At 50.3% G+C, this 23,687-nt stretch carries 15 protein-coding genes; 9 read left to right on the top strand and 6 right to left on the bottom strand.

Annotated elements, in window-relative coordinates; genetic code table 11:
• Positions 1 to 204: 204 nt before the first annotated feature.
• From C5O19_RS04425 to C5O19_RS04400, 6 genes are all read left to right on the top strand, one after another.
• Positions 205 to 1,701: a catalase gene (locus tag C5O19_RS04425; protein WP_104710078.1), complete on the top strand. Its 1,497-nt coding sequence runs from the start codon at positions 205 to 207 to the stop codon at positions 1,699 to 1,701.
• A 338-nt stretch (positions 1,702 to 2,039) separates the two neighbouring features.
• Entirely contained in the window at positions 2,040 to 3,098 is a 1,059-nt protein-coding gene (gene hemH, locus C5O19_RS04420; protein WP_104713886.1) for a ferrochelatase, read from the top strand.
• 63 nt (positions 3,099 to 3,161) lie between these two features.
• On the top strand, positions 3,162 to 4,304 hold the full coding sequence (locus tag C5O19_RS04415) for a cysteine desulfurase family protein (RefSeq protein ID WP_104710077.1): 1,143 nt from the start codon (positions 3,162 to 3,164) through the stop codon (positions 4,302 to 4,304).
• 44 nt (positions 4,305 to 4,348) lie between these two features.
• Positions 4,349 to 4,897, top strand: a complete 549-nt coding sequence (locus tag C5O19_RS04410) for an NUDIX hydrolase (RefSeq protein WP_104710076.1) — start codon at positions 4,349 to 4,351, stop codon at positions 4,895 to 4,897.
• 58 nt (positions 4,898 to 4,955) lie between these two features.
• Positions 4,956 to 5,489, top strand: a complete 534-nt coding sequence (locus C5O19_RS04405; RefSeq protein WP_104710075.1) for a P-loop NTPase family protein — start codon at positions 4,956 to 4,958, stop codon at positions 5,487 to 5,489.
• 332 nt (positions 5,490 to 5,821) lie between these two features.
• On the top strand, positions 5,822 to 7,537 hold the full coding sequence (locus tag C5O19_RS04400) for an FAD/NAD(P)-binding protein (protein WP_104710074.1): 1,716 nt from the start codon (positions 5,822 to 5,824) through the stop codon (positions 7,535 to 7,537).
• 265 nt (positions 7,538 to 7,802) lie between these two features.
• Here the strand turns inward: C5O19_RS04400 and C5O19_RS04395 are convergent, their stop codons facing one another.
• The 3 genes from C5O19_RS04395 to C5O19_RS04385 form a co-directional block, all read right to left on the bottom strand.
• Positions 7,803 to 8,180: a DUF779 domain-containing protein gene (locus C5O19_RS04395; RefSeq protein ID WP_104710073.1), complete on the bottom strand. Its 378-nt coding sequence runs from the start codon at positions 8,178 to 8,180 to the stop codon at positions 7,803 to 7,805.
• Positions 8,181 to 8,351: 171 nt separating this feature from the next.
• Positions 8,352 to 9,875 carry an aldehyde dehydrogenase family protein gene (locus C5O19_RS04390; protein ID WP_104710072.1) on the bottom strand — a complete coding sequence of 508 codons (1,524 nt, stop codon included), beginning with the start codon at positions 9,873 to 9,875 and terminating at the stop codon, positions 8,352 to 8,354.
• Positions 9,876 to 10,299: 424 nt separating this feature from the next.
• Positions 10,300 to 11,223, bottom strand: a complete 924-nt coding sequence (locus C5O19_RS04385) for an AraC family transcriptional regulator (RefSeq protein WP_104710071.1) — start codon at positions 11,221 to 11,223, stop codon at positions 10,300 to 10,302.
• A 154-nt stretch (positions 11,224 to 11,377) separates the two neighbouring features.
• On the opposite strand from C5O19_RS04385, the gene C5O19_RS04380 reads away from it, so the two are divergent.
• Entirely contained in the window at positions 11,378 to 13,411 is a 2,034-nt protein-coding gene (locus tag C5O19_RS04380) for a TonB-dependent receptor family protein (RefSeq protein WP_104710070.1), read from the top strand.
• A 44-nt stretch (positions 13,412 to 13,455) separates the two neighbouring features.
• Positions 13,456 to 14,562 (top strand): XdhC family protein, encoded by a 1,107-nt coding sequence (locus C5O19_RS04375; protein ID WP_104710069.1) that lies wholly within the window; start codon positions 13,456 to 13,458, stop codon positions 14,560 to 14,562.
• Here the strand turns inward: C5O19_RS04375 and C5O19_RS04370 are convergent, their stop codons facing one another.
• The 3 genes from C5O19_RS04370 to C5O19_RS04360 all read right to left on the bottom strand — a co-directional run bounded on the left by C5O19_RS04370 (position 14,563) and on the right by C5O19_RS04360 (position 21,281).
• Entirely contained in the window at positions 14,563 to 15,459 is an 897-nt protein-coding gene (locus tag C5O19_RS04370) for an SAM hydrolase/SAM-dependent halogenase family protein (protein ID WP_104713883.1), read from the bottom strand.
• An 82-nt stretch (positions 15,460 to 15,541) separates the two neighbouring features.
• Complete coding sequence (gene metH / locus C5O19_RS04365; protein WP_104710068.1) at positions 15,542 to 19,360, bottom strand: methionine synthase; 3,819 nt, start codon at positions 19,358 to 19,360, stop codon at positions 15,542 to 15,544.
• 628 nt (positions 19,361 to 19,988) lie between these two features.
• Entirely contained in the window at positions 19,989 to 21,281 is a 1,293-nt protein-coding gene (locus C5O19_RS04360; protein WP_104710067.1) for a UDP-N-acetylmuramoyl-tripeptide--D-alanyl-D-alanine ligase, read from the bottom strand.
• A 116-nt stretch (positions 21,282 to 21,397) separates the two neighbouring features.
• Here C5O19_RS04360 and C5O19_RS04355 point away from each other — a divergent pair, with 116 nt between their 5' ends.
• Positions 21,398 to 23,644 carry a T9SS type A sorting domain-containing protein gene (locus C5O19_RS04355; protein WP_104710066.1) on the top strand — a complete coding sequence of 749 codons (2,247 nt, stop codon included), beginning with the start codon at positions 21,398 to 21,400 and terminating at the stop codon, positions 23,642 to 23,644.
• Positions 23,645 to 23,687 lie beyond the last annotated feature (43 nt).

The raw sequence follows: 23,687 nt of genomic DNA, 5'->3' as shown, positions 1-23,687 counted from the left end.
GGTGAATAACGATAAGAGAAGCATCTAACGAGACGATCACTTCTTAAATAAGCAATACATTGATAATGAATACCCATCAACCACATTATAAATTTTAACTATAACTTATCAAAAACATTGATTTTACTTATATAAATCAGACTTCTACTTTTGTTCCGGTTCTACGAAAGAGCAACTCTTTCCTACTAAGCAACCTTTATCCCCATGGAACAAAACAAGCTGACTACCGCATCCGGCCGTCCTTACGCCGAACACGAAAATAGCCAAAGTGTAGGCCCTCGTGGCCCGCTATTGTTGCAGGATTACATTCTGCATGAGAAAATGGCCCACTTCAATCGGGAGCGTATTCCCGAACGCGTGGTACACGCCAAAGGCTCCGGAGCATTTGGTACCTTCACCGTTACAAACGACATTACAAAATATACCCGGGCCAAGCTGTTCAGTGAAATCGGCAAGCAAACGCATTTGTTTTTGCGTTTCTCGACCGTAGGCGGCGAAAAAGGCTCGGCCGATACCGAACGCGATCCGCGTGGCTTTGCCCTGAAATTCTATACCGAAGATGGCAACTGGGATTTAGTCGGTAATAATACGCCCGTATTCTTCATCAAGGATCCCAAGAAATTCAGCGATTTCATTCATACGCAGAAACGCGATCCGTACACCAACATGAAATCGGCCACGATGATGTGGGATTTCTGGTCGCTTAATCCGGAGTCGTTGCATCAGGTGATGATCCTGATGTCCGATCGCGGAACGCCTTACGGATACCGCCACATGCACGGCTTTGGTAGCCATACGTTTTCGTTCATCAACCAGGAGAATGAGCGTTTCTACGTCAAATTCCACTTCATCACGCAGCAGGGCATCAAAAACTTCACGGCGGCCGAAGCGGATGCCATGAAGTCAAAGGATATGGATTTTGCCCAGCGTGATTTGCTCGAACACATCGACAAAGGTGATTTCCCGAAGTGGAAAATGATGGTACAAATCATGCCCGAAGCGGAATCGAAAACGTACCACTGGAATCCCTTTGATCTAACGAAAGTATGGCCTCACGCCGATTACCCACTCATTGAAGTCGGTGAAATTGAACTGAACCAAAACCCTAATAATTACTTCCAGGACGTAGAACAGGCCGCTTTTGCTCCTGCTCACGTGATTGACGGTATCGGTTATTCGCCCGACAAAATGTTACAGGGTCGTTTGCTTTCGTACCCGGACGCTCAGCGGTACCGTTTAGGTGGTAACTACGAGCAAATTCCGGTCAACCGTTGTCCCTACGCCACCAACAATTACCAACGCGATGGTCAGATGCGGGTGGATGGTAATGGTGGACGTAACCCCAACTACTTCCCTAATTCGTTTGATAATACTGTTGCTGATCAATCCTACCGCGAACCCGCCTGGGAACTGGATTCCAACGTAGCTGACTGGTACGACCGCAACGCCGAAGGTGAAAACGATCATTATACACAGCCGGGCAACCTGTACCGCAACGTACTGAACGAGGAGCAGAAAGCTCATTTGGTAGAAACGATTATCGGTGCCCTCGGTGGTGTAGATGGTCCTCGTCGGGACGAAATCATCAACCGCCAGTTGTGCCATTTCTTCCGGGCCGACATTGGGCTGGGTATGCGGATTGCTCAGGGTCTGGGCGTAAACGTAGAAGCTGCCATGCCCCGTAAGCACGAGACGGCGTAGTTGGTTTGAGTTGGGTTTGATCGTTTGAGGTTTAAAAAGGTTTGAGGTTTGATGGTTTCAAGTTTAAGTGTTTAAAGGTTCAAATTTAAGATTTGAGAATGTTTGAATGGTTTCAGATTCGATGCAGGTACATCTTTGACAACCCGTAGTCTCTCCGATGCTCAACTTTAAACAATCAAACTTAAAATCTCAAACAATCAAACGTCAAACCCAAACAAACCATCCCAATGCATTCCCACGCTTTGGGAAACATTTCCGACCTTTGTTGGGTTGAAAGCTTACGAGCAAACGTCATTCGTTTTATTTTACAGATTGACCTTAATAGTCGATCCCCAGCCATGCAAGTGTTAGAAGTAACGTCCGTCCCCACTACTCAGAAACTTAAAACCGGTATCCTGCTGGTCAACTTGGGCACGCCCGATAGTCCCAGCGTACCCGACGTGAGGAAATACCTGCGTGAGTTTTTGATGGATGGCCGGGTTATTGATATTCCTACTCCCAATCGCTGGGCTTTAGTCAATTTGATCATTGCCCCCTTTCGGGCACCGAAGTCGGCTAAAGTGTACCAGGAATTATGGGAAGAACGGGGTTCACCGCTGAAGTTCTACGGCGAAGATGTGAAAGCCCTCTTGCAGCAACGACTTGGCTCTGATTACGTGGTCGAACTGGCCATGCGGTACCAAAACCCCAGCATTCAGGCCGGACTGGATTCTTTTCAGAAAGCGGGTTTACGCAAAATTATCGTCATTCCCTTTTTCCCACAGTACGCCTCCGCCACCACGGGTTCGGTGTACGAAAAAGTGATGGACATTGTGGGTAAATGGCAGGTGATTCCGGAAATTTCATTTACCAATACGTTCTTCGATCACCCGAAATTCGTCGAGTTTTTTGCCGGAGCCGCTCGAAAGTACATGCAGGAACGGGAATATGATTTCTTCCTGTTCAGCTACCACGGCGTACCGGAGCGGCAGATCCTGAAAGGAGATGCGACGGGTACGACCTGCCAGTTGAATAACTGCTGCGACCGTCTTCATTCCGGTAATCAATACTGTTACCGGGCTCAGTGCTTTGCTACAACGCGATTGCTGGTGCAGGAACTGGGACTGAAAGAAGGCACCTACGCGACCAGCTTCCAGAGCCGCCTGGGCAAAACGCCCTGGATTCAGCCGTATACGGAAGATATGGTCGTGAAACTGGCGAAAGAAGGGAAGAAAAATGTATTGGCTTTTAGCCCCGCATTCGTAGCCGACTGTCTGGAAACGACGATTGAAGTCGGTGAAGAATACAAAGAAGTTTTCGAGAAAAACGGCGGTCAGCACTGGCAACTGGTGGAAAGTCTTAATAACAGCCCCCAGTACATTGATTTGCTCGCCGATTTAGTCGAAAAACAAGTTTAAAACACCCCTTAACCAACGCATCGCCCCGGTACTGCTGGGGCGATTTTTTTGGTAACGATCGCTATGAACCGTCCGATTTACCTCGACTACAATGCGACTACGCCCGTTGATTCCCGGGTGCTGGAAACGATGCTTCCCTGGTTCACCGAGCAGTTTGGTAACGCTGCTAGCCGTACGCACCTCTACGGTTGGGAAGCCGCCGAAGCCGTCGAAATTGCCCGGCGGCAGGTAGCCCGCATTCTGGGTGCTACGGAAAAGGAAATCGTCTTCACGAGCGGAGCTACCGAATCCAACAATCTGGCCCTGACGGGCGTATTCGAGGCCTCTTCAAAGAAACATTTCATTACGGTACAAACCGAACACAAGGCAATACTGGATGTCTGTGCGTATCTGGAAAAATTAGGTGGCGAAGTAACGTACCTCGCTCCGGATACTGACGGACTCATTACGCCACAGCAAGTCTCCGATGCCCTACGCCCCGACACCGCTCTGGTATCGGTTATGTGGGCCAACAATGAAACGGGGGTTATTCAGCCCATCCGCGAGCTGGCCCGTATCTGTAACGAACGTGGCGTACTCTTTCATAGCGATGCGACGCAGGCCGTGGGTAAACTACCCGTATCGGTTGAAGGCATTGATTTACTCAGTCTGTCGGCTCATAAATTGTACGGTCCCAAAGGTATCGGGGCCTTATACGTTCGGAAAGGTACACCCCTGAATATTCAGATGCACGGTGGTGGACACGAACGGGGCCGCCGCTCCGGTACACTAAACGTACCGGGCATTGTCGGCCTGGGTAAAGCCGCTGAACTGGCTCAGCAGACGCTAACCCAGGAAGCGGAACGACTGGCCGCCTTACGGGATCAGCTCGAAACGCAACTGCTCCAACAAATTCCGGGTACACGGGTGAACGGTTCCCGCATTTCCCGTCTGCCTCAGGTAAGCAATCTGGCTTTTGAAGCAGTCGATGGCGAAGCGTTGTTGATTAATCTGACCCGCATCGCCGTATCGAATGGTTCGGCCTGTACCTCGGCTTCGGTGCTTCCCTCCCACGTACTGAAAGCCATGGATTTGAGTGATGACCTGGCTCACGCCTCCGTTCGGTTTAGTCTAGGACGCTATACTACTGAAGAAAACATTGCCGAAGCCATTTCGCACGTGGTAGCGATGGTCGCTAAAACTCGAACGGATTTTCTGGTGATGTAAGCCAGATTTTTCCGAATATTGGGGGAATCTTCTATCCCCAAACCATGGAATATTTTGAACTCTATACGGAGCAGAATTTGCCCCGCTGGCAAACCAAAGCCCGGTCCGACGTACACCTCGAAGGAGACTGGCACCGTAGCACCGAAGTATGGGTGATTAATAATCAGCGGGAACTCTTACTCAATCTTCGCCATCCCGATAAAGACCTTTTCGCAAACCTTTGGGACGTATCCATTGCTGGTCATCTGCAACCGGGCGAAAACTACCGAACGGCTGCCCTCCGGGAAGTACGCGAGGAGCTTTCGTATCCCGTTCCTTCTTCGGAATTACACTTCATTGACGTCTGGAAGATAGACGGCTTCGATGCCCATACCCAATTGTACGATCGGGAGTTCGCGGGTGTCTTTGTCTGGAAAACGCAACTTCCCATTACCGCCTTCATACCCCAGCCGGAAGAAATCAGCGAGCTGCGTTTCGTACCCATCCATCAGGTTCGACAGGCCTTGGAAAACCCAGGTACGGGCCTGAATTTCATTCCGCTGGAAACCATTTTCCTAGAGATTTTAAGCCGGATTGAATCCACTGCGTTGTAACGTTTCCAGCAAAAGTCCATCGAATCGCTACAAACGCTCACTTCATTCGTTTTTTGCTATGGATCTTTCAGAACTCGGAGATCGTATCTGCATTTTGGGGCCTTCCAACAGTGGTAAGTCTACGCTTGCTCAGGCCATTGGTCAGAAGTGTAACCTGGAAGTCATCCATCTCGATCAGTTTTATCATTGGCCCCATACCAACTGGGACGTACGCCCACGCGACGAATTTGTTGCCTTACACGATGCAGCTATCTCGGGTGATCGCTGGGTGATGGATGGGAACTATACCGTTTGTATGCTACAGCGATTTCAACGGGCAACCGGCCTGATCGTACTGGACGTTTCTACCTTAACCAGCCTGGTCCGCTACGTGTACCGAACGCTTTTTCAATCCCATCGAGCGGGTAGCCTGGAAGGCGGACGGGATAGCCTCAAATGGGCGATGCTTCATCGCATTCTGGTCATTACGCCTAAAAATCGGAAGCGATACACGCAACTATTCAATCAGGCGGAACTTCCTAAAATTCGGCTCACATCCCGGCGGGAAATCAATCAATGCTATCTCGACTGGGGTCTGCAACGGGCCTTGTAAGTATCGTCCAGACAGCAAAGAAGCCTCGTTTCAGCCCGCACCCCTGCTGGTGCCCCATTCGGTAGACTTTATTAAAATCATAGTTGCTCTTCCGATCCTTCCCTCGTAACGTTTTAACACATATCAATTTTAAACGTTTATACTACACCGTTCCATTTAACCGGCAAAAATTCCTTTAGTATCTTAGCCAAGAAGCATCCGTAATTATCCTGTTAGACCTACTCAACCACTGCTTACACTTCTGATTATCAGCTAAATGTTATTATTCAGAACACTATGAGTTGAAATTTGTTAATAACGTATAGAATAGATCTAACTCATTTGTTGAAGCTGTGAAAAAACACATCGCCATTCTGGGGGCTGGACCCAGTGGACTATACGTTTACAAACAATTGGTCGAAAGACACCCCTCGGATGTAACGATTGACATCTTTGAAAGCAAACAGCAGTTGGGGGCCGGTATGCCTTATAGTTCAGAGGGGGCGAATGTTGAACATATTACCAATGTTTCCGGTAACGAAATTCCACCATTAGTGACTTCCGTGCGAGAGTGGATTCAAACCTTACCCGAAGAAACCCTACAAAGGTTTGGGATTGATCGCCAAAGCTTTCACTCCTATCGCGTGTTGCCACGATTACTGTTTGGACAGTACCTTTCCGACCAGTTTTTCCTATTACAGGAAAAGGCCCAGCAACTGGGACTGGTTACCAACGTTCATTTGGGAAGTTCGGTAACGGATATTATCGATGAGCCCGATCAGCAACGTGTTTCGGTGGAAGTCAATAAAAAGGACCGTTTTTCGTTCGATGCGGTAATTATTTGTACGGGTCACGACTGGCCTAAATCGCACGAAGGGAAAATTCCGGGGTACTTCGATTCACCCTATCCGCCCGCCAAACTTCGGGGCGTTTACAACCAGACAATTGCCTTACGCGGGGCTTCGCTCACGGCTATTGATGCCCTCCGTACCCTGGCCCGTGCCAATGGCACCTTCCGTCGTAACGAAGCAGGTAAAGTTGTTTTTGAAAGTGATGCCCCTAATTTCCGGATGGTGCTTCATTCCCGGGATGGTTTCTTACCAGCCATCCGCTTCCACCTGGAAGAGCCGCTGGTAACCCGCGATGCATTGATGGATGAAGCATCGATTGCCGCCAATCGGGCCAGTAACGAGGGCTTCTTGTCGCTGGATTTTGTCTTTGATGAAAACTTCAAGCAATCCTTTAAAACCAAAGATCCCGACTTTTACGATCAAATCAAGGATATGAAGCTGGAGGAGTTCGTGGAAACCATGATGGCCCAACGCGAACAAACCGATCCTTTCGATTTATTTCGGGCGGAGTATCAGGAAGCGGCTCAATCCATTCGGCATCGCGAGTCGATTTACTGGAAGGAAATGCTGGCGGCTCTGAGTTTCTCGCTAAACTATCCCGCCAAGTATTTCTCGGCGGAAGATATGCATCGTTTAACGAAAGTACTGATGCCGTTGATTTCGCTGGTTATTGCCTTCGTGCCCCAAAGCTCGGCTGAAGAATTACTGGCGTTGCACACCGCAGGTCGGCTTAGCCTGATTGCCGTAGGATCGGACAGTGAGGTAGAACCGCAGCCCGAGGGAGGCATTCGTTATCAGTACACGGATGAAGCCGGAAAGCCCCAGTCGCAGACCTACACAACGTACGTTGACTGCGTAGGACAACCGCACTTGAATGTGGATTCGTTTCCTTTTGAAAGTTTGAAGCAGGCGAAGTGTGTCAGTCAGGCCCGGCTGGCCTTTCAATCGGCTCAGGCGGGGAAAGAAGCGATGGATGAAAATCCGAAAACCGTCAGTCAGGATAGCCAGGGCACCTACTATATGCAAGTGCCCGGCATTACCATCACCGACGATTTCCAGATTGTCGATCCCCAAGGCGTAGCTAGCGATCGTATCTTCAATATGGCTGTTCCATACATGGGTGGATACAATCCCGATTATTCCGGACTTGATTTCGCCCAGGAAGCTTCGGCCCGGATCATCGGACACATTCTGGCTCTTGAACCTGCGTCGGTCTAGGGTTCAATTGATTAATCAAACAGAAAGAAAGGCTCAGGATAGGTAATCCTGAGCCTTTCTTTCTGTTCAAACACCTCGCATGGAATGCATACGTAAGAGGTTCGATCTTCATGCCGACCCTGAAGAAACCGCTACCCTTCAAACCACTATTACTATCGCTGTAAGCCCCGCCTGTAACTAACCTCATCCTTTTCAATCAACCAACGCCAACAAAAAAAGAGCTCCGGGTTTTCACCCGAAGCTCTAGCGGACGTTGATGAAGCATTTATACCGCTCCACCAACGGAAACAGGTTCCAGATTTTGCAACTCCTCTTCCGTAAAAAGTCGCGAACGAATCAGAAACCTTACGCCTAACGGAATTTCCGCCGAAAAACTAGCCCCGCGTCCCGGTACTACGTCCAGCGTTAATTGCGTGTGTTGCCAGTATTCAAACTGAAAATCACTCATGTAAAAATCACAGCCGTGTACGCGTCCCAGTAATACATCGTGACTACCAATCTTGAAATCATGTATGGGAAAACACATCGGCGAAGATCCATCACAACAGCCGCCGCTTTGGTGAAATAGTAGCTCACCATGCTCTTCCCGCAGTTGATCAATAATGGCTTTCGCCGCATCGGTAATTAAAACGCGAGCAACCATAGGAGTTGATGAGTTTAGGGTTTTAAGTTTAGAGTTGGATTTTCCCAAATCAGAGGCTAGCTGATACAGCTCAATTCGTGACTTTAAAAACCACTGTCAACTTCTATTGTATCAATAACCAACCACATGAGAGCCCTAACTCAAAACCCCCAACCCTAAACTCAAAACGCATTAAAAGAATCCCAACTTATTCTTATCGTAAGAAATCAGCATGTTTTTGGTTTGGCGGTAGTGGCTCAGCATCATTTTGTGCGTTTCTCGACCGAAACCTGATTTCTTGTATCCACCAAACGGAGCGTGAGCCGGATACGCGTGGTAGCAGTTGACCCATACTCGGCCCGCCTGAATGGCCCGTGGTACCGTATAGAGTTCGTGAGCATCGCGGGTCCAGACGCCAGCACCGAGACCGTATAACGTGTCGTTGGCAATGGCGATAGCTTCTTCCGTATCCTTAAAGGTGGTTACGGACAAGACCGGGCCGAAGATTTCCTCCTGGAAAATCCGCATTTTGTTATGTCCTTTCAGAATGGTCGGTTGAATGTAGTAGCCGTTTTCCAGTCCGCTATTCTGATGGAATGCCGCTCCACCCGTCAATACTTCAGCTCCTTCCTGCTTCCCAATTTCGATGTACGAGAGAATCTTTTCGTACTGATCTTTCGAAGCCTGGGCTCCCAGCATGGTATCCGGGGCAAGCGGACTGCCCATTTTAATCGCTTTGGTACGGGCAATGACTTTCTCAATAAACTTCTCGTAAATCGATTCGTGTACCAGCAAACGCGAAGGACAGGTACAGATTTCACCCTGATTAAGAGCAAACAGTACGGCTCCTTCCACGGCTTTGTCCAGAAACTCATCGTCCTTGTCCATCACACTCGGGAAAATGATGTTGGGCGATTTCCCTCCCAGTTCCATCGTAGCCGGAATCAGGTTTTCAGCGGCGTATTGCAGGATGAGGCGGCCCGTGGTCGTTTCACCCGTAAAGGCAACCTTTGCCACCCGATTCGACGAAGCCAGCGGTTTGCCCGCTTCCAGTCCAAATCCGTTTACTACGTTTAGTACGCCTTCGGGTAATAAATCACCCACCAGTTCCATCAAAATCAGAATACTGGTCGGCGTTTGTTCGGCGGGTTTCAGTACGATGGTACAGCCCGCTGCCAGAGCCGGAGCTACTTTCCAGGTAGCCATCAGAAGCGGAAAATTCCAGGGAATGATCTGACCTACTACCCCGATGGGTTCGTGGATATTCAATGAAACGGTTGTGGAATCGAGTTCGGCCACCGAGCTTTCTTCCGCCCGAATGACCCCCGCATAGTACCGGAAATGATCAACGACCAGCGGTAAATCAGCCGCCAGCGTTTCCCGTAGGGGTTTGCCGTTATCAATGGTTTCTATTTTCGCCAGATACTCCAGGTTCTGTTCAATGCGGTCGGCAATTTTCAGTAGCACATTACTACGGGCGGCTACCGACGTTTTGGACCAGACCGGAAAAGCCGCATGAGCCGCGTCCAGAGCCTTTTCTATATCTTCGGCAGTCGAACGGGCTACCTGACAAAACACCTTACCATCAACGGGAGAAATATTATCGAAGTACTGACCACGAGCCGGAGCTACCCATTTGCCACCAATGAAATTTTCGTATCGTTCTTTAAAAGTCGGATGATCCGTCCGAACCGGAGCCTCGAGTGTCGCTTCCATATTAATCGTGTTTAAGAGGTTTACTACCACAAAGTTCGGATAATACACCATTTTTTGTTGGAATGATCCTATCAAAGCAAGAGAACGATTCTATCAAATTGAGTGGGAAGAGGGTTTGAGCAGGTTTCAAGTCTGAGTAGGTTTGAGTAGTTTGATAAGGTTTAAGGGTTGAACAAGTTTGGGGTGTGAGATAGGTTCAGGGGGTTTGAAAAAAGTTGCAGTAGTTTGAAAAAAGTTTGATCAGGTTTGAAGCAATTGTAAACTGCTTCAAACCTGATCAAATGGTTTAAGTACCAACTCAGAACTATAGCTGATCAAAATTTAAACCTCACGAAACCCACTGAGCCTGCTTATAGCACTCAAGCGACTCCAACCTTTTCAAACTTTAAACTTATTCAAACCTGATCAAACTACTCAAACCTCATTAAAACAACCCCGAAGCTCGATACTGCAACGGCGTCAGCTGATTGTACCGTTTAAAGAGTTTCAGGAAGTGATTGAGGTTATTGAATCCGCAGGTTACGCTGATGTCACTGACGCTGCGACTGGTGGTTTTCAGTAATTGCTGAGCCAGTCGGATACGTTGTTGATTAATAAATTCCAGTGGCGAGAGACCAAACTGGGCCTTAAACTGCCGATAAAAATTAGGTTCGCTCATGCAGGCCTTATCCGCTAGCTGACGTATGTTGAAGGCCGTGTGCAGGTTTTCCTGAATGTACTGCGTGATGTACATCCAGCGATTAGTAGTAGTCTGTTTCTGCCCCTGATCCAGGAGTAGACGACGGGCCTGCGTCTGGATGAGTCGAATGGTTAGCTCCTTGAGTACCAGATCGGCGAAGAATTCCTTGGCCGGATTGTTTTCGGTAAAAATGTCGATGAGCCGGGCAATCAGTGCGTTGATCGTTGAGGTATTGGAAAAATAAAAACTGCTTTCCGACCACCGCCAACCCGAAGTCGAATCAATCAACGGAACCGTTTCGTTGAGCTGGTTCGTAAATTTTGTAATCTCATCCTGAGCAATGGCCAGAGCCAGACACTGCGTCGGACTCTGAAACGTAGCTTCCGGAAAATCGATTCGCATGGTTTTTTCACTCGGTACCAGTACCGACTCACCGGGGTGATAATCAAAGTCCGGTGTATCATCCAGATGCATGACTTTTTTACCACGAATCATGCTGGTCAGTACCGGGTTATGGAAGGTCAGCTCAACGGCCTCGGCCTGAGCATGGGTTTCGTAGATCGTAAGTTCCGCCGTATTTAGCGTATAGGCCGTTCGGTTTTCAACCACCTGATCGAGCCGGCGATTTTTTAAATGACTTCTGAGATCAAACAGTGAATCCGATTTCATAGCATTAAAATCTTAAGGGTGAGAGCTTTATCTCTGTTGCCGAAAGATAACGACAATATCCAATTTATTCTATTTATAAGATAAAACGATTTGCGTTGATTGAAAGTTATTCCTGTATCAAAATCTATTTACACGGATTGCCCTCCGGCTTCTTATGCGTCTTGCTCTACTTTTTGTTGGAATACCCTTCTTTACCTGGGCTCAATCGGACAGCCTTCGTACGCGAAATCTGAACCCCGTTGAGATTCAGTCCACGCGACTAAATGTGGCCGAAAATCGTAGCCCTTTTGCCGTATCGGTGCTGAGCCAGTATCGCCTGCAGGTAGGTCAACCGCAGCTTTCGTTATTCGATGCCATGGGTGCTATCCCCGGCGTATTTGCCCAGAATCCAGACAACTTCGCTCAGGATTTACGCATTTCCATCCGGGGTTTCGGAGCCCGCTCTTCTTTCGGCATTCGGGGCCTGAAAGTTCTACTCGACGGCATTCCCGAATCAACACCCGATGGACAGGCAAAAGTTAATAATTTCGACGTGGGCAGTCTGGGGCAACTGGAAGTCATTCGGGGAGCGTCCTCGGCTTTGTACGGTAATGCTTCGGGCGGTATCCTCTCCTATACCACGGAAACGCCGACCAGCAACTTCGCCGAAGCTCAGGCCATCGCGGGCAGTTACGGATTTCAGCGGTACCAGATCAAGGTCGGTCAGAAATGGCAGCGTTCGTCCCTGCTCATCAACGCCAGTCGCAATCAACAGGACGGCTATCGCGAGTACGCCGCCATGAATAACTGGCTTTTCAACGTAAAATTCCAGCACGAACTCAGTGCTACGGCCAAACTAACCTTTCTGTACAACTTTGCGAAAAACACCGCTCAGGACCCCGGTGGTCTGACGATGCAGCAGGTGGAACAGAACCGTCGGATGGCTCGTCCGCAAAATGTACAGTTCCAGGCGTTCTCGGGAGCCACGCAACACCGCACCGCCGTGGTGTATGATCAGTCGCTGGGTACGAAACATCAGGTACAGGCCCGGGCCTTCTGGACCAACCGCGATTTCGAAAACCGGCTAGCTTTTCAGGCGGGTGGCAATGTGCAGTTCATCCGAAACTTTACGGGCGGTGGAGCCAGCTATCAGTATACCGATCAGTTTGGCTCAGTTTCGTACCGCTTAAAAGCGGGTATTGACCTTGAAAACCAACAGGATAACCGCAAACGAAACGATAATCAGGAGGGTAACAGCGGTGCCGAGACACTCAACCAGGTGGAGACTTTTCGTAACATTGGAGCGTATCTGTTGCAGGAATTTGGCTTCGGTAAAAACGTAGCCCTGACGGTAGGCACCCGTTACGATGATATTCAATTAAAAGTAAAAGACCGTTTCCTGAGTGATGCGGATCAGTCGGGTCGTCGCACCTACCAGCGTTTTAGCCCCACAGCGGGCCTGAACTGGGAATATCAGCCGCAACGCAGCGTATACGCCAATTTTTCAACCAGCTTTGAAACGCCCGCCCTGACTGAACTCGGCAATAATCCGAGTAACCTGGGCGGTTTCAATCCGGAGTTAGGCCCCATGCGGGCTTACAATTACGAATTGGGTACGAAAGCTACGTTTGGCTGGCTGAAAGTAGACGCCGCCGTTTTTCAGGTCAATGTTCGCGGTGAAATCGTACCGTATCAGCTGACTGAGTTTCCAGGTCGTACCTTCTACCGAAACGCCGGCAACTCCCGTCGCCGGGGCGTAGAACTGGGGCTCACCGCAGAGCTTACCGAAGGGCTTACGGCTTTCGTCAATTACACCTACTCAAACTTTAAATACTTGCATTACAGTACCACTTCGGGTACGTTCGACAACAATCAGTTGCCGGGGATTCCGCCGCATTTTGGGTACGCCGAGGTACGGTATTTCCGGCCCGCTGGTTTCTACGGCATTGTGCAGTTTCGCCGGAACGGTACTTTTTACGCCGACGATGCCAATGCCGTTCGGACGGATGCGTACTCCTTACTCAACCTGCGACTGGGCTGGCAGATCAAGCGAACCAACTGGTCGCTGGAACCGTTCGTGGGCATCAACAATCTCCTGAATCAACGCTATTTTGCCAATGTACAGATCAATGCCGCCGGAGGCCGTTATTTTGAACCGGCGACGGATCGTACTTTCTTTGGAGGCGTGAAAATACGCCTGGGGAAATAAGCCGGATGCCCGCCTAGTCCCTAAGCAAGCGGGCCCCTATTGCTATGAAAGAAATAAGTGCCATTCTCGACCACTATAAAAAGATTGATTTTACGACCACAAAGGCCGCTCTGGCGACGGTAGTTCGGGTGGAGGGTTCCTCCTACCGACGGGTGGGAGCCCGCATGCTAGTTACCGAAGACGGTCAGTGGGTGGGTGGCATTTCGGGCGGTTGTCTGGAAGGTGATGCTCTGAAACGGGCCCGTTTGGCCATGTCTACCGGAAAAGCCGCCATGGTCACCTACGATACTACCGATGACGATCCTTATCAGATCGGCGTGGGGCTAGGTTGTAATGGCGTTATTGACGTACTGCTGAGTCCATTGAATGCGGATGATCTGTCGAATGCGGTGTTACAGCTGGAACCGTTGATTCATCGACGCAGTCCTTCCGTAGTCGTAACCGTTACGGAAAGTCAGTCGGACACCTTACCGCTGGGTTCGGTTTACCGGTTTGAGGACGCCGATTCGTTCGCTGCCCTTTTCCCGGTTCAGGAACTGTTGCCTGCGTTGAGCGAATCGATTCATACGACCCTGCACAGTCAGAAGTCGCATACGCAGGAATTTTCGGGTTCTTTTGGCTCGGTCTGCGTATTGCTGGAAGTGATTTTGCCTCCCATTCACCTGTTCATTCACGGCGGCAATTATGACATTTACCCGCTGGTACGACAGGCCCGTGAACTGGGCTGGCTAACGACAGTTTTCTGTAATCCGCAGAAAATCAACAAAGTACTTTTTCAGTGGGCGGATGCCGTAGTAGCCAAAGATACCGAAGTACAGCCCGACGACTATACCGCCGTGATCCTCATGGCTCACGATCTGGAGACGGATTACCGGAATTACCATCGCTACGTAACGACCACGACGGTTCCGTACATCGGCCTGTTGGGTCCCCGCAAGCGATTTGAAAAGATGATCCAGCGGATGGAAGAAGCCAATCAGCCCCTATCGGATTCTCAACTTCAGCGAACCTACAGCCCCGCCGGACTGGATACTGGAGCAGCGACTCCCGAAGAAATCGACCTTTCCATTCTCGCCGAAATCCGGACCGTATTTTCAAATCGGGAAGGAGGCTTATTGCGGCGACGGAGCCTTCCCATTTACAGCGAATAGTTATCGGGAAAGCTCCACGCTCCACTCGCCGCCACTCCCGATGTGATGCGTCTCGGCGAAGTTTCCCTGATTCAGGGCGAAGGCAACCTGCAAGAGACTGTTCAGGTACACGAGCGGTTTGTCTTCGGCCACACTCCCAAACGTTTCCACGTAAGGCAGCGTGTCTTCGTACACTTTCTGATTTCGATGGAAGATCCGGACGCGTACGGACTGCCCAGCCGTAACGCCCAGTTGTTGAAACAAGTCAACCGGAATATTGGTCCAGACATTGCCGTATTGTACGTCCAGAATGGGAATGGTCCCTTTCAGCGATTGCCCCTCCCGACTCGCTTTCTGATACGGTAGCGATACCACCTGTTTCGGTAACAAAGGTCCTACCTGCGGGAAGGAAATCACGCCAGCAGCCAGCCGGGCGGCGGTGTAGGCGTATACATCACGACCGTGAAAAGTATAGGATTTGCCCGAATTTTTCCGGCGGTTAACGGCCTCGTTGATTTCCCGTACTTCCGCAATACCCGCCGATTCGGCCAGGAGGGTCAGTGTTCCGTTATCGGGCGTGACAATGAAATGGCCCGACTTCGTTTTCAGTACAACGGATTTTCGCTCCGTTCCTACGCCGGGGTCTACGACGGATACAAACACGGTACCGGCGGGCCAATACGCTACGGTTTGTTCGAGGCGGTACGCAGCTTCCCAGATGTTGTAAGCGGGTATTTCGTGGGTTAGATCAAATAACTTCAACTCAGTTGAAACACCCATCGCCACTCCTTTCATGGCCGAAACGGCTCCATCCTTCAAGCCAAAATCTGACTGAAAAACGACGATTTTTTGCTGGGCCCAGCCCGTGTTGACCAGTATACCTAAGACGATGATTAGAGCATTAAATCTGTTTTTCATACGATCTTCCTTCATTTAGTGCTTATAAAAACTCCCTCGCCTGCAACCGCAAACGAGGGAGTACTGGTTTTAAAACCTAATGTTAGTACGCCAAAGCTGGAGCCAACCATTTTTCGGCCTCTTCCAGCGTCATTCCTTTGCGTTTAGCGTAATCTTCTACCTGATCTTTCTGAATTTTACCCACGGTGAAATAACGGCTGTCGGGATGACTGAAATACCAGCCACTGACGGAGCTAGCCGGATACATGGCATAACTTTCCGTAAGCGTAATACCCAGCTGTTCGGCACCCAGTAAATCAAATAGCGTCCGCTTCTCGGTATGTTCGGGACAGGCCGGATAACCGGGAGCCGGACGAATGCCCTGGTACTTCTCTTCAATCAAATCCTGATTTTCCAGGGTTTCGTTTGCCGCGTAACCCCAGAATTCCTTCCGAACGCGTTGGTGCATCAATTCGGCAAAAGCCTCGGCAAGCCGGTCGGCAATGGCTTTTACCATGATACTGCCGTAATCGTCGTGGTCTTTTTCGTATTTCTCCAGCAGGGCTTCGATACCGATTCCGGTTGTTACGGCAAAACCGCCAATATAATCTGTATGCACGCTTTCCAGTGGAGCAATGAAATCGGCTAGTGAGTAGTTGGGCAGATTGGCTGCTTTCTGACTTTGCTGACGCAGATGATGTAACGTAGCTAAAGCAGGCGTAGTAATGACTTCTTCGCCCGATCGGTTGGCCCGGCTGATCTGATACTCCAGATGCGTATGCGAGCCGTGGCGTTCGCAGGATACTTCCCGGCTTACCGTCTCGTAGGGATGCAGAATAATATCATCCTCGTGACTATTCGCGGGCCAGAAACCCACAACGGCTCTTGCTTTCAACGATTGATCGTGAATGATTTCCAACAACAGGTTATTGGCATCTTCGAACAATTTCTTCGCCTCCGCTCCTACGACCTGATCTTCCAGAATCGCGGGGTACTTGCCGTGCAATTGCCAGGTCTGGAAGAAGGGCGTCCAGTCAATGTACGGGGCAATTTCCGACAGGGAATAGTCTTCAAATACCCGCGTACCCAGGAATCGGGGTTTGGTAGCCTGGAAGTTCTCCCAGTCGATGTTTACCTTATTCTGACGAGCCGCTTCAATGTTGACGAAATTCTTATCCGATTTGCGTTTGGCGTGATCTTCGCGAAGCTTAGCGTATTCGGCCTTGATGCTCGAAAGTACCGCCGCTCTTGATTCGTCGCTTTGCGTCAGACGTCCGGCTACGGGTACTGAACGGGAAGCGTCGAGTACGTGAATGACGGGTCCGGAGTACTGCGGATCAATTTTTACGGCCGTATGAATTCGGGACGTCGTTGCTCCACCAATGAGCAGGGGTACGTTGAAACCCTGCCGTTCCATTTCTTTGGCCACGCCCACCATTTCATCCAGACTCGGCGTAATCAGTCCCGACAATCCAATAATATCTACGTTGTGCGTCTTGGCCGCTTCCAGTATTTTATCCGTTGGCACCATTACGCCCAAATCAATGATCTCGTAATTGTTACAGCCCAGTACTACGCCCACGATGTTCTTGCCAATATCGTGTACGTCGCCCTTAACCGTTGCCAGCAAAATACGTCCAGCCGTAGATCCGGCTTCTTTACTGGCTTCAATGAAGGGTTGGAGGTAAGCTACGGCTTTTTTCATGACCCGGGCCGATTTAACGACCTGCGGCAGAAACATTTTCCCAGCCCCAAACAGATCCCCTACCACATTCATCCCGTCCATCAGCGGACCTTCAATCACCTCAATCGGGCGAGCGTATGCCTGACGACATTCTTCTGTATCTTCATCAATGAAATCGGCGATGCCTTTGACCAGAGCGTGCGAGAGCCGCTCTTTCACGGGCAGTTGCCGCCAGGAGTTATCCGGTCCCGTTTCCGTTTTTCCTTTGGCTTTCACCGTTTCGGCAAATGTTACGAGGCGTTCGGTGGAGTCGGGACGGCGGTTGAGCAAAACGTCTTCCACCAGTTCCAGAAAGTCCTTTGGAATTTCGTCGTAGATCGTCAACTGACCGGCGTTCACAATGCCCATATCCATACCAGCTTTAATGGCATGGTACAGGAAGGCCGAGTGAATGGCTTCCCGAACGGGTTCGTTCCCCCGGAAGCTAAACGATACGTTGGATACCCCACCCGAAACTTTCGCGTGCGGCAGGTTTTCTTTAATCCAGCGGGTTGCATTAATGAAATCGACGGCGTAGTTATTGTGCTCGTCGATTCCTGTAGCAACGGTTAAAATGTTAGGGTCGAAGATGATGTCTTCGGCGGGGAAGCCGACTTCGTCCACCAAAATCCGGTACGCCCGTTCGCAAATTTCAATCCGGCGTTCGTAGCTATCGGCCTGACCATTTTCATCAAAAGCCATCACTACGGCGGCGGCTCCGTACCGTTGCACCGTGCGGGCGTATTCCTTGAACTTCTCTTCGCCTTCTTTCAGGGAAATGGAGTTCACAATTGCTTTTCCCTGTACGCATTTCAAACCCGCCTCGATCACTTCCCACTTGGAAGAATCGACCATGACGGGTACCCGGGCAATGTCGGGTTCGGCAGCGAGTAAATTTAGAAAGGTAGTCATGGCGGCAGCTCCGTCAATCATCCCTTCATCCATGTTTACGTCGATGACCTGAGCTCCAGTTTCTACCTGTTCCCGGGCAATACTCAGGGCTTCGTCGTACTTGTTTTCCCGAATCAGCCGGGCAAATTTCTTCGAACCGGTTACGTTACAACGCTCCCCGATGTTCAGAAACAGTACCTTTTCCTTCGTTACCTCAATCGGCTCCAAACCCGATAATTTCAGTACGGGTTCCTCGACGGGAATAGGTCGGGGCTGGTGGGTAGCAGCAATTTCCGCAATACGGCGAATGTGGCCGGGCGTCGTACCGCAGCATCCACCGATAATATTCAGTAGTCCGTCGTTCAGGAAGCCATTGATCGTTTCACCCATTTGCTCGGGCGTCTCGTCGTATTCACCCATTTCATTCGGCAAACCCGCGTTGGGGTGGGCCGAGGTAAAGAAGGGTGATTTATCGGCCAGGGTCTGTACATACGGCCGCATCAGATCGGCTCCCAAGGCACAGTTTAGCCCTACGGAAAGCAGGGGCAAATGCGATACAGAGGTAAGAAAAGCTTCCGTCGTTTGTCCGGAAAGCGTACGACCCGAGGCATCGGTAATGGTACCGGATACCATGATCGGCACTTCAAATTTGGGTCCTTGCGGGATATGTTCGGGCCAGGGCGACTTTCCATTCGTCACGTCCTGATAGTAGGTATCAATGGCAAACAGAGCCGCCTTAGCATTGAGCGTATCGAAAATGGTTTCGACCAGCAAAATATCACTGCCACCTTCGATTAGTGCTTTGGTCTGTTCGTAATACGCACCCACCAGCTGATCGAAAGTGATGGCCCGGTAACCAGGGTTGTTCACATCGGGCGAGAGGCTGGCGGTACGGTTTGTAGGCCCCATGGATCCCGCCACGTACCGGGGCTTGTCCGGGTTGCGAGCCGTAAATTCATCGGCGACTTCACGAGCAATACGGGCCGACTCGTAGTTGAGTTCGTAGACCAGCTCTTCCATGCCATAATCGGCCATGGCAATCCAGGTACCGGAAAAGGAGTTGGTTTCCACGATATCCGCTCCGGCTTCGTAATACTCGGCGTGAATCGTTTTGATAATGTCGGGTCGGGTCAGTACGAGCAAGTCGTTATTTCCCTTCAGGGGATGGGGCCAGTCGGCAAAGCGAGAGCCCCGATAATCTTCTTCTTCCAGCTTATACCGCTGAATCATCGTACCCATGGCTCCATCGAGTACCAGAATACGGTTTTTAAGAAGGCTGCGAATGTCGGGTTTTTGAATCGTTGTCATCGGTTACGAAACGATGCCGGATCGGAGTCGGCGTTGTGTCCAGAAAGTATAAAAAGATAAACGTGCAAAGATAGGTAGAGTTTACCGTTGTGCGTTTTGAGTTTTGAGTTTTGGGTAGCAGCTACCGGTAGCGAATTGATTTAGAATGCTCAGAGTCGTTACAAAGTTTCGTCGCAGGTTTTCTTTCCATGTTTTCAACCCTGCTTTCCCGCACAGGCAGCCTTTCCGAAAGAGCAAGGCATGTTAGGCAAAGCGTCTTTAACGAAGGTGAGTCCGGCAGAACCGACCCTTTGTTTCATAGGATCAACAACCTACCCGGCTGTCGTTCGCTGTTCCAAATTTGAGAGCCGAAAGTGAACCGTACTTCGCGTCACAGACGCGAAACCATTCCACCCCGATCATTCCATGACGGTTTAAAATCGGGATGAGCAGGGCAAATACTACTTTATAAACCGCCACCTAACCCCGCAGGGGTTCAATTTGATTAGCCCCGTTGCAATGCGGGGTGCGTCCTGGCCGGTAGGCACAGCCTACCAACTTTTGCGTCCGTAGCCAATGCTACGGACAACCCATCCCGCTACCTTTACCGGGTTTTACCTTAAAAACTGAAAACTGCTGCGGCTCAAAACTATGAACTCTCCCCTCCCCCAATCATCCCCAGCGTACTCTCCAGTCCCATACCGCGAGAACCTTTAATGAGGAAATGCGTATCCGTCATGGGATGTTCCTCCAACCAGACGTGTAGGCCGAATTTATCGGGGAAGTAATACGCCCGGGGCAGGTATTTCAGGGCGTTCTGCATGAGCGGTCCCGCCAGAAGTACGTAATCAAAGTGGCATTCGGCAATCAGTTTTCCCATCAGCTCGTGCTCGGAGGGCCCTTCTTCGCCCAGTTCAAACATGTCGCCCAGAATGACCAATTTTTTCTTCGCGTCCAGAGCTTCGAAATTCTTTAATGCAGCGGCCATTGAACTTGGGTTAGCATTATACGCATCCAGCCAGATGGTATTCGAACCTTTCTGTAGAATCTGGGAGCGGTTATTTTCGGCCACGTAGCCCGCAATGGCGGCGTGCATATCTGCTTCAGCCACGCCAAAATAATGGCCCAGCGTTAGGGCAGCCCGCATGTTAATGAAGTTGTAATCTCCCATCAGGTGCGTTTCCACGCGTTGTTCGCCTATTTCATACACCACGTTCGGGTTGGTTTCCAGCAACTGAACGTCGTCGCGGTAAGGAATCAGGTTGAATTTCTTTGCTCCCCGTTCTTCCAGCATACTCACCAGCGTTTCATCCTGAGCATGAAAGAAGATCAGGCCGTTGGTCTGTACCAGAAAATCGTAGAGTTCCCCCTCCCCTTCGCGTACCCCCTGCAAGCCACCAAAACCTTCCAAGTGTGACTTTCCAATATTGGTAATCAAGCCGAGACCGGGTTCGCAGATGTTCACCAATTCTTCAATATCGCCTTTCTGGTTGGCTCCCAATTCTACGATAAGGACTTCTGTACCTATCGGCATGGAAAGCAGGGTAAGCGGTACGCCGATGTAGTTGTTATAATTACCGGGTGTAGCAAACGTCCGGAATCGTTTCGCTAGTACGCGGTGGGTCAGCTCTTTAGTCGTCGTTTTGCCATTAGATCCGCCAATGCCGATGACGGGAATGGTCAGCGTACGCCGATGATACAAAGCCAGTTGTTGCAAGGCCTGAAGCGTATTGGGCACAACCAGACAACGTTCGTCGGTCGCGTACTCGGCATTATCCATCACCACATAGGCAGCTCCGTTGGTCAGGGCCTGGGCGGCAAAGGTATTCGCGTCAAATTTTTCCCCTTTTAACGCGAAAAACATCGCTCCGGGCTCAATTTTGCGGGTATCAATCGAAACACTGCTGCAAGTCAGGTACTTTTGATAAAGGTCTGCAATCATGTATAGATCGTTTGAAGTTTTGGGTTTGGAATTCGTAGCTCTCCCGGCTAAAACTCTCCACCCGAAACGCTAAATGTATTTTCCATTCGTTGTTGAACTGATGTGACAAAGATGCAATGAAAAACCGTTACCTGCTGACGGGCCTGGGGCTGCTCGTTTCATTTCTTTCTTTTGAGGCCCATGCTCAGAAGTTTTCCTTTGAACTGGATACTGCGGTTCAGGTTACCGTACAGGGTCGAATCCTGCCCAATGCCTGGGCCGGAGGACTGAATGCTCCGCAGTTTTCCAAAATGCATTTAAATCAGGATCAGGTCGAGGATTTAGTAATTTTTGATCGAACCAGTCGAAAAATTTCCACCTTTCTGGCCCAGCCCACGGGTAATGGCTCCTACACCTGGCGACACGCTCCCCTCTACGAGGCGTACTTCCCCGAACTAGAAAGCTGGATGCTTCTTCGTGATTTCGATGGTGATGGCCGCAAGGATTTGTTCGCCCATACGCCGTCGGGAATTAAAGTGTATCAAAATGTATCAGCTCCTTCTGGTTTCCGCTGGCAGTTGCTGTTCGATCCACTGTATACCGAAGGATTTTCGGGTCAGGTAAATATGCAGGTGCCTTCCACGGACGTACCCGGGATTGATGACGTGGACGGGGACGGCGATCTGGATTTGGTCATCTTTGACATTGCGGGCGACTTTGCGGAATACCACCAGAACATGAGCATCGAACGAACGGGCAAGGCCGGTTTGACCTTCAAGAAAGTTGGTTTTTGCTGGGGAAACTTCATCAAGCGACAGTACGGAGATGCCTGCTTCAATATGAACTGCGAAACTGGCGAAGGCGATTGTCCAGCCGTCCAGAACAATCCGGGGGGTCGCCCCCTGCATGCAGGCAATAGTATTTTGCTCTGGGATTATAACGGAGATGGCGTGAAAGACTTCTTTTACAGTTACATCGAAGATTCCCACGTAGCGTACATGCCCAATGCGGGCACGCGGGAAAAGGCTCGATTCACGCAGGCTGACTATTTGTTTCCTTCGGTAAAACCGATTGATATGGGCGTATTTCCGGCCACGTTCCTGGAAGACGTCACGTTTGATGGGAAACCCGATCTGCTGGCTGCTCCGAATGTCTACTCCAATGATCAGCTCAAGGCCAATGACTTTCGCCGGACCGCCTGGCTTTATGAGAGTACGGGCTCAGGTCTGATCTTTCGGAAAGAGAATTTTTTACAGGAAGATATGGTGGACCTGGGCGAAAATACGACTACTGCTCTGGCCGACCTGGATGGCGACGGCGACGCCGATTTACTGGTGGGATATGCCGGTTTTCGCTCCGGGCAAACGTACCGGGGTGGCATCGCTCTATTCCGCAATGTCGGTACCCCTCAACAGGCTAAATTCCAGCTTGAAACGGATGATTATCTGGGGCTGGCCACGCAGCTACAGAACCGACAGAACCAGTTGGTTACCAATGTCAACATCTTTGTTAGTGACGTAACCGGTGACGGTATTCCCGATTTAGGTTTCATGGCTCAGACGCCAGCCGGCTCCATCGTTCGGTACATTCCTAACCGAGGTGGTAAGACCGGAGCTTTTCAGCTCAATCCGGACGAGCTTACGGCGTTGCCCCTCCCGAATGACCTCTACGCGGGTTCGGTTCCTCTGTACCTTGATGTGAACCGGGACGGACGCATTGACCTGCTGATCGGCACCTACTACGGTGGCATTCAATATTACCGCAACACGGGCACGTCTACCCAGCCCACGTATCAGTTGGAAACCAAGTCGTACGGTGGCCAGACGGATGATTTTACCAACCGGGGGTTCTCACTAATTGCAGCGGATGTCAACGGCGACGAACGACTGGACCTGCTGACGGCCTACGATAATGGTTCCCTGAAAGTTTTCCACGATTTTCTTAATCAAACAACCCTTTCAGCGGATTCTAATTCGGTACAATCGCCCGTTAATGCGGTTACGAGCTTAAAAATTGGCGGTGTTCCTTCGCTAGCCGTAGCGGACCTCAATCAGGATGGATTGCCCGATATTGTAGCAGGCACGAATACCGGTGGCCTGCGGTTGCTACTGAATCGTTCGGAGAAGTTGCCGCCTTCGCCCGATACGGGCACGGAGACTGTACGGGTCGGACCCAATCCCACGGATCGTTACGTAACGATCCAGACGACGGCCGAGGCGGAGGTGCATCTGTATAGTCTGCTCGGTCAATGGCTGGGTAAAGCCCGTTCCAATGGCACCAATCGGTATGAACTCGATTTTAGAGGATTGCCTACTGGCGTGTATCTGGTTCAGATTCAAACGGCGAGTTCCGGAAAAATTACCCGAAAGATCATCCTTCGCTAGTGAATAATTCACCAAAGCCAACTCATCCTCAGAAATAGGCTCT

Source organism: Siphonobacter curvatus (genome assembly GCF_002943425.1).
GTDB lineage: Bacteria > Bacteroidota > Bacteroidia > Cytophagales > Spirosomataceae > Siphonobacter > Siphonobacter curvatus.
This window is presented reverse-complemented; position numbering and strand designations above follow the sequence as displayed.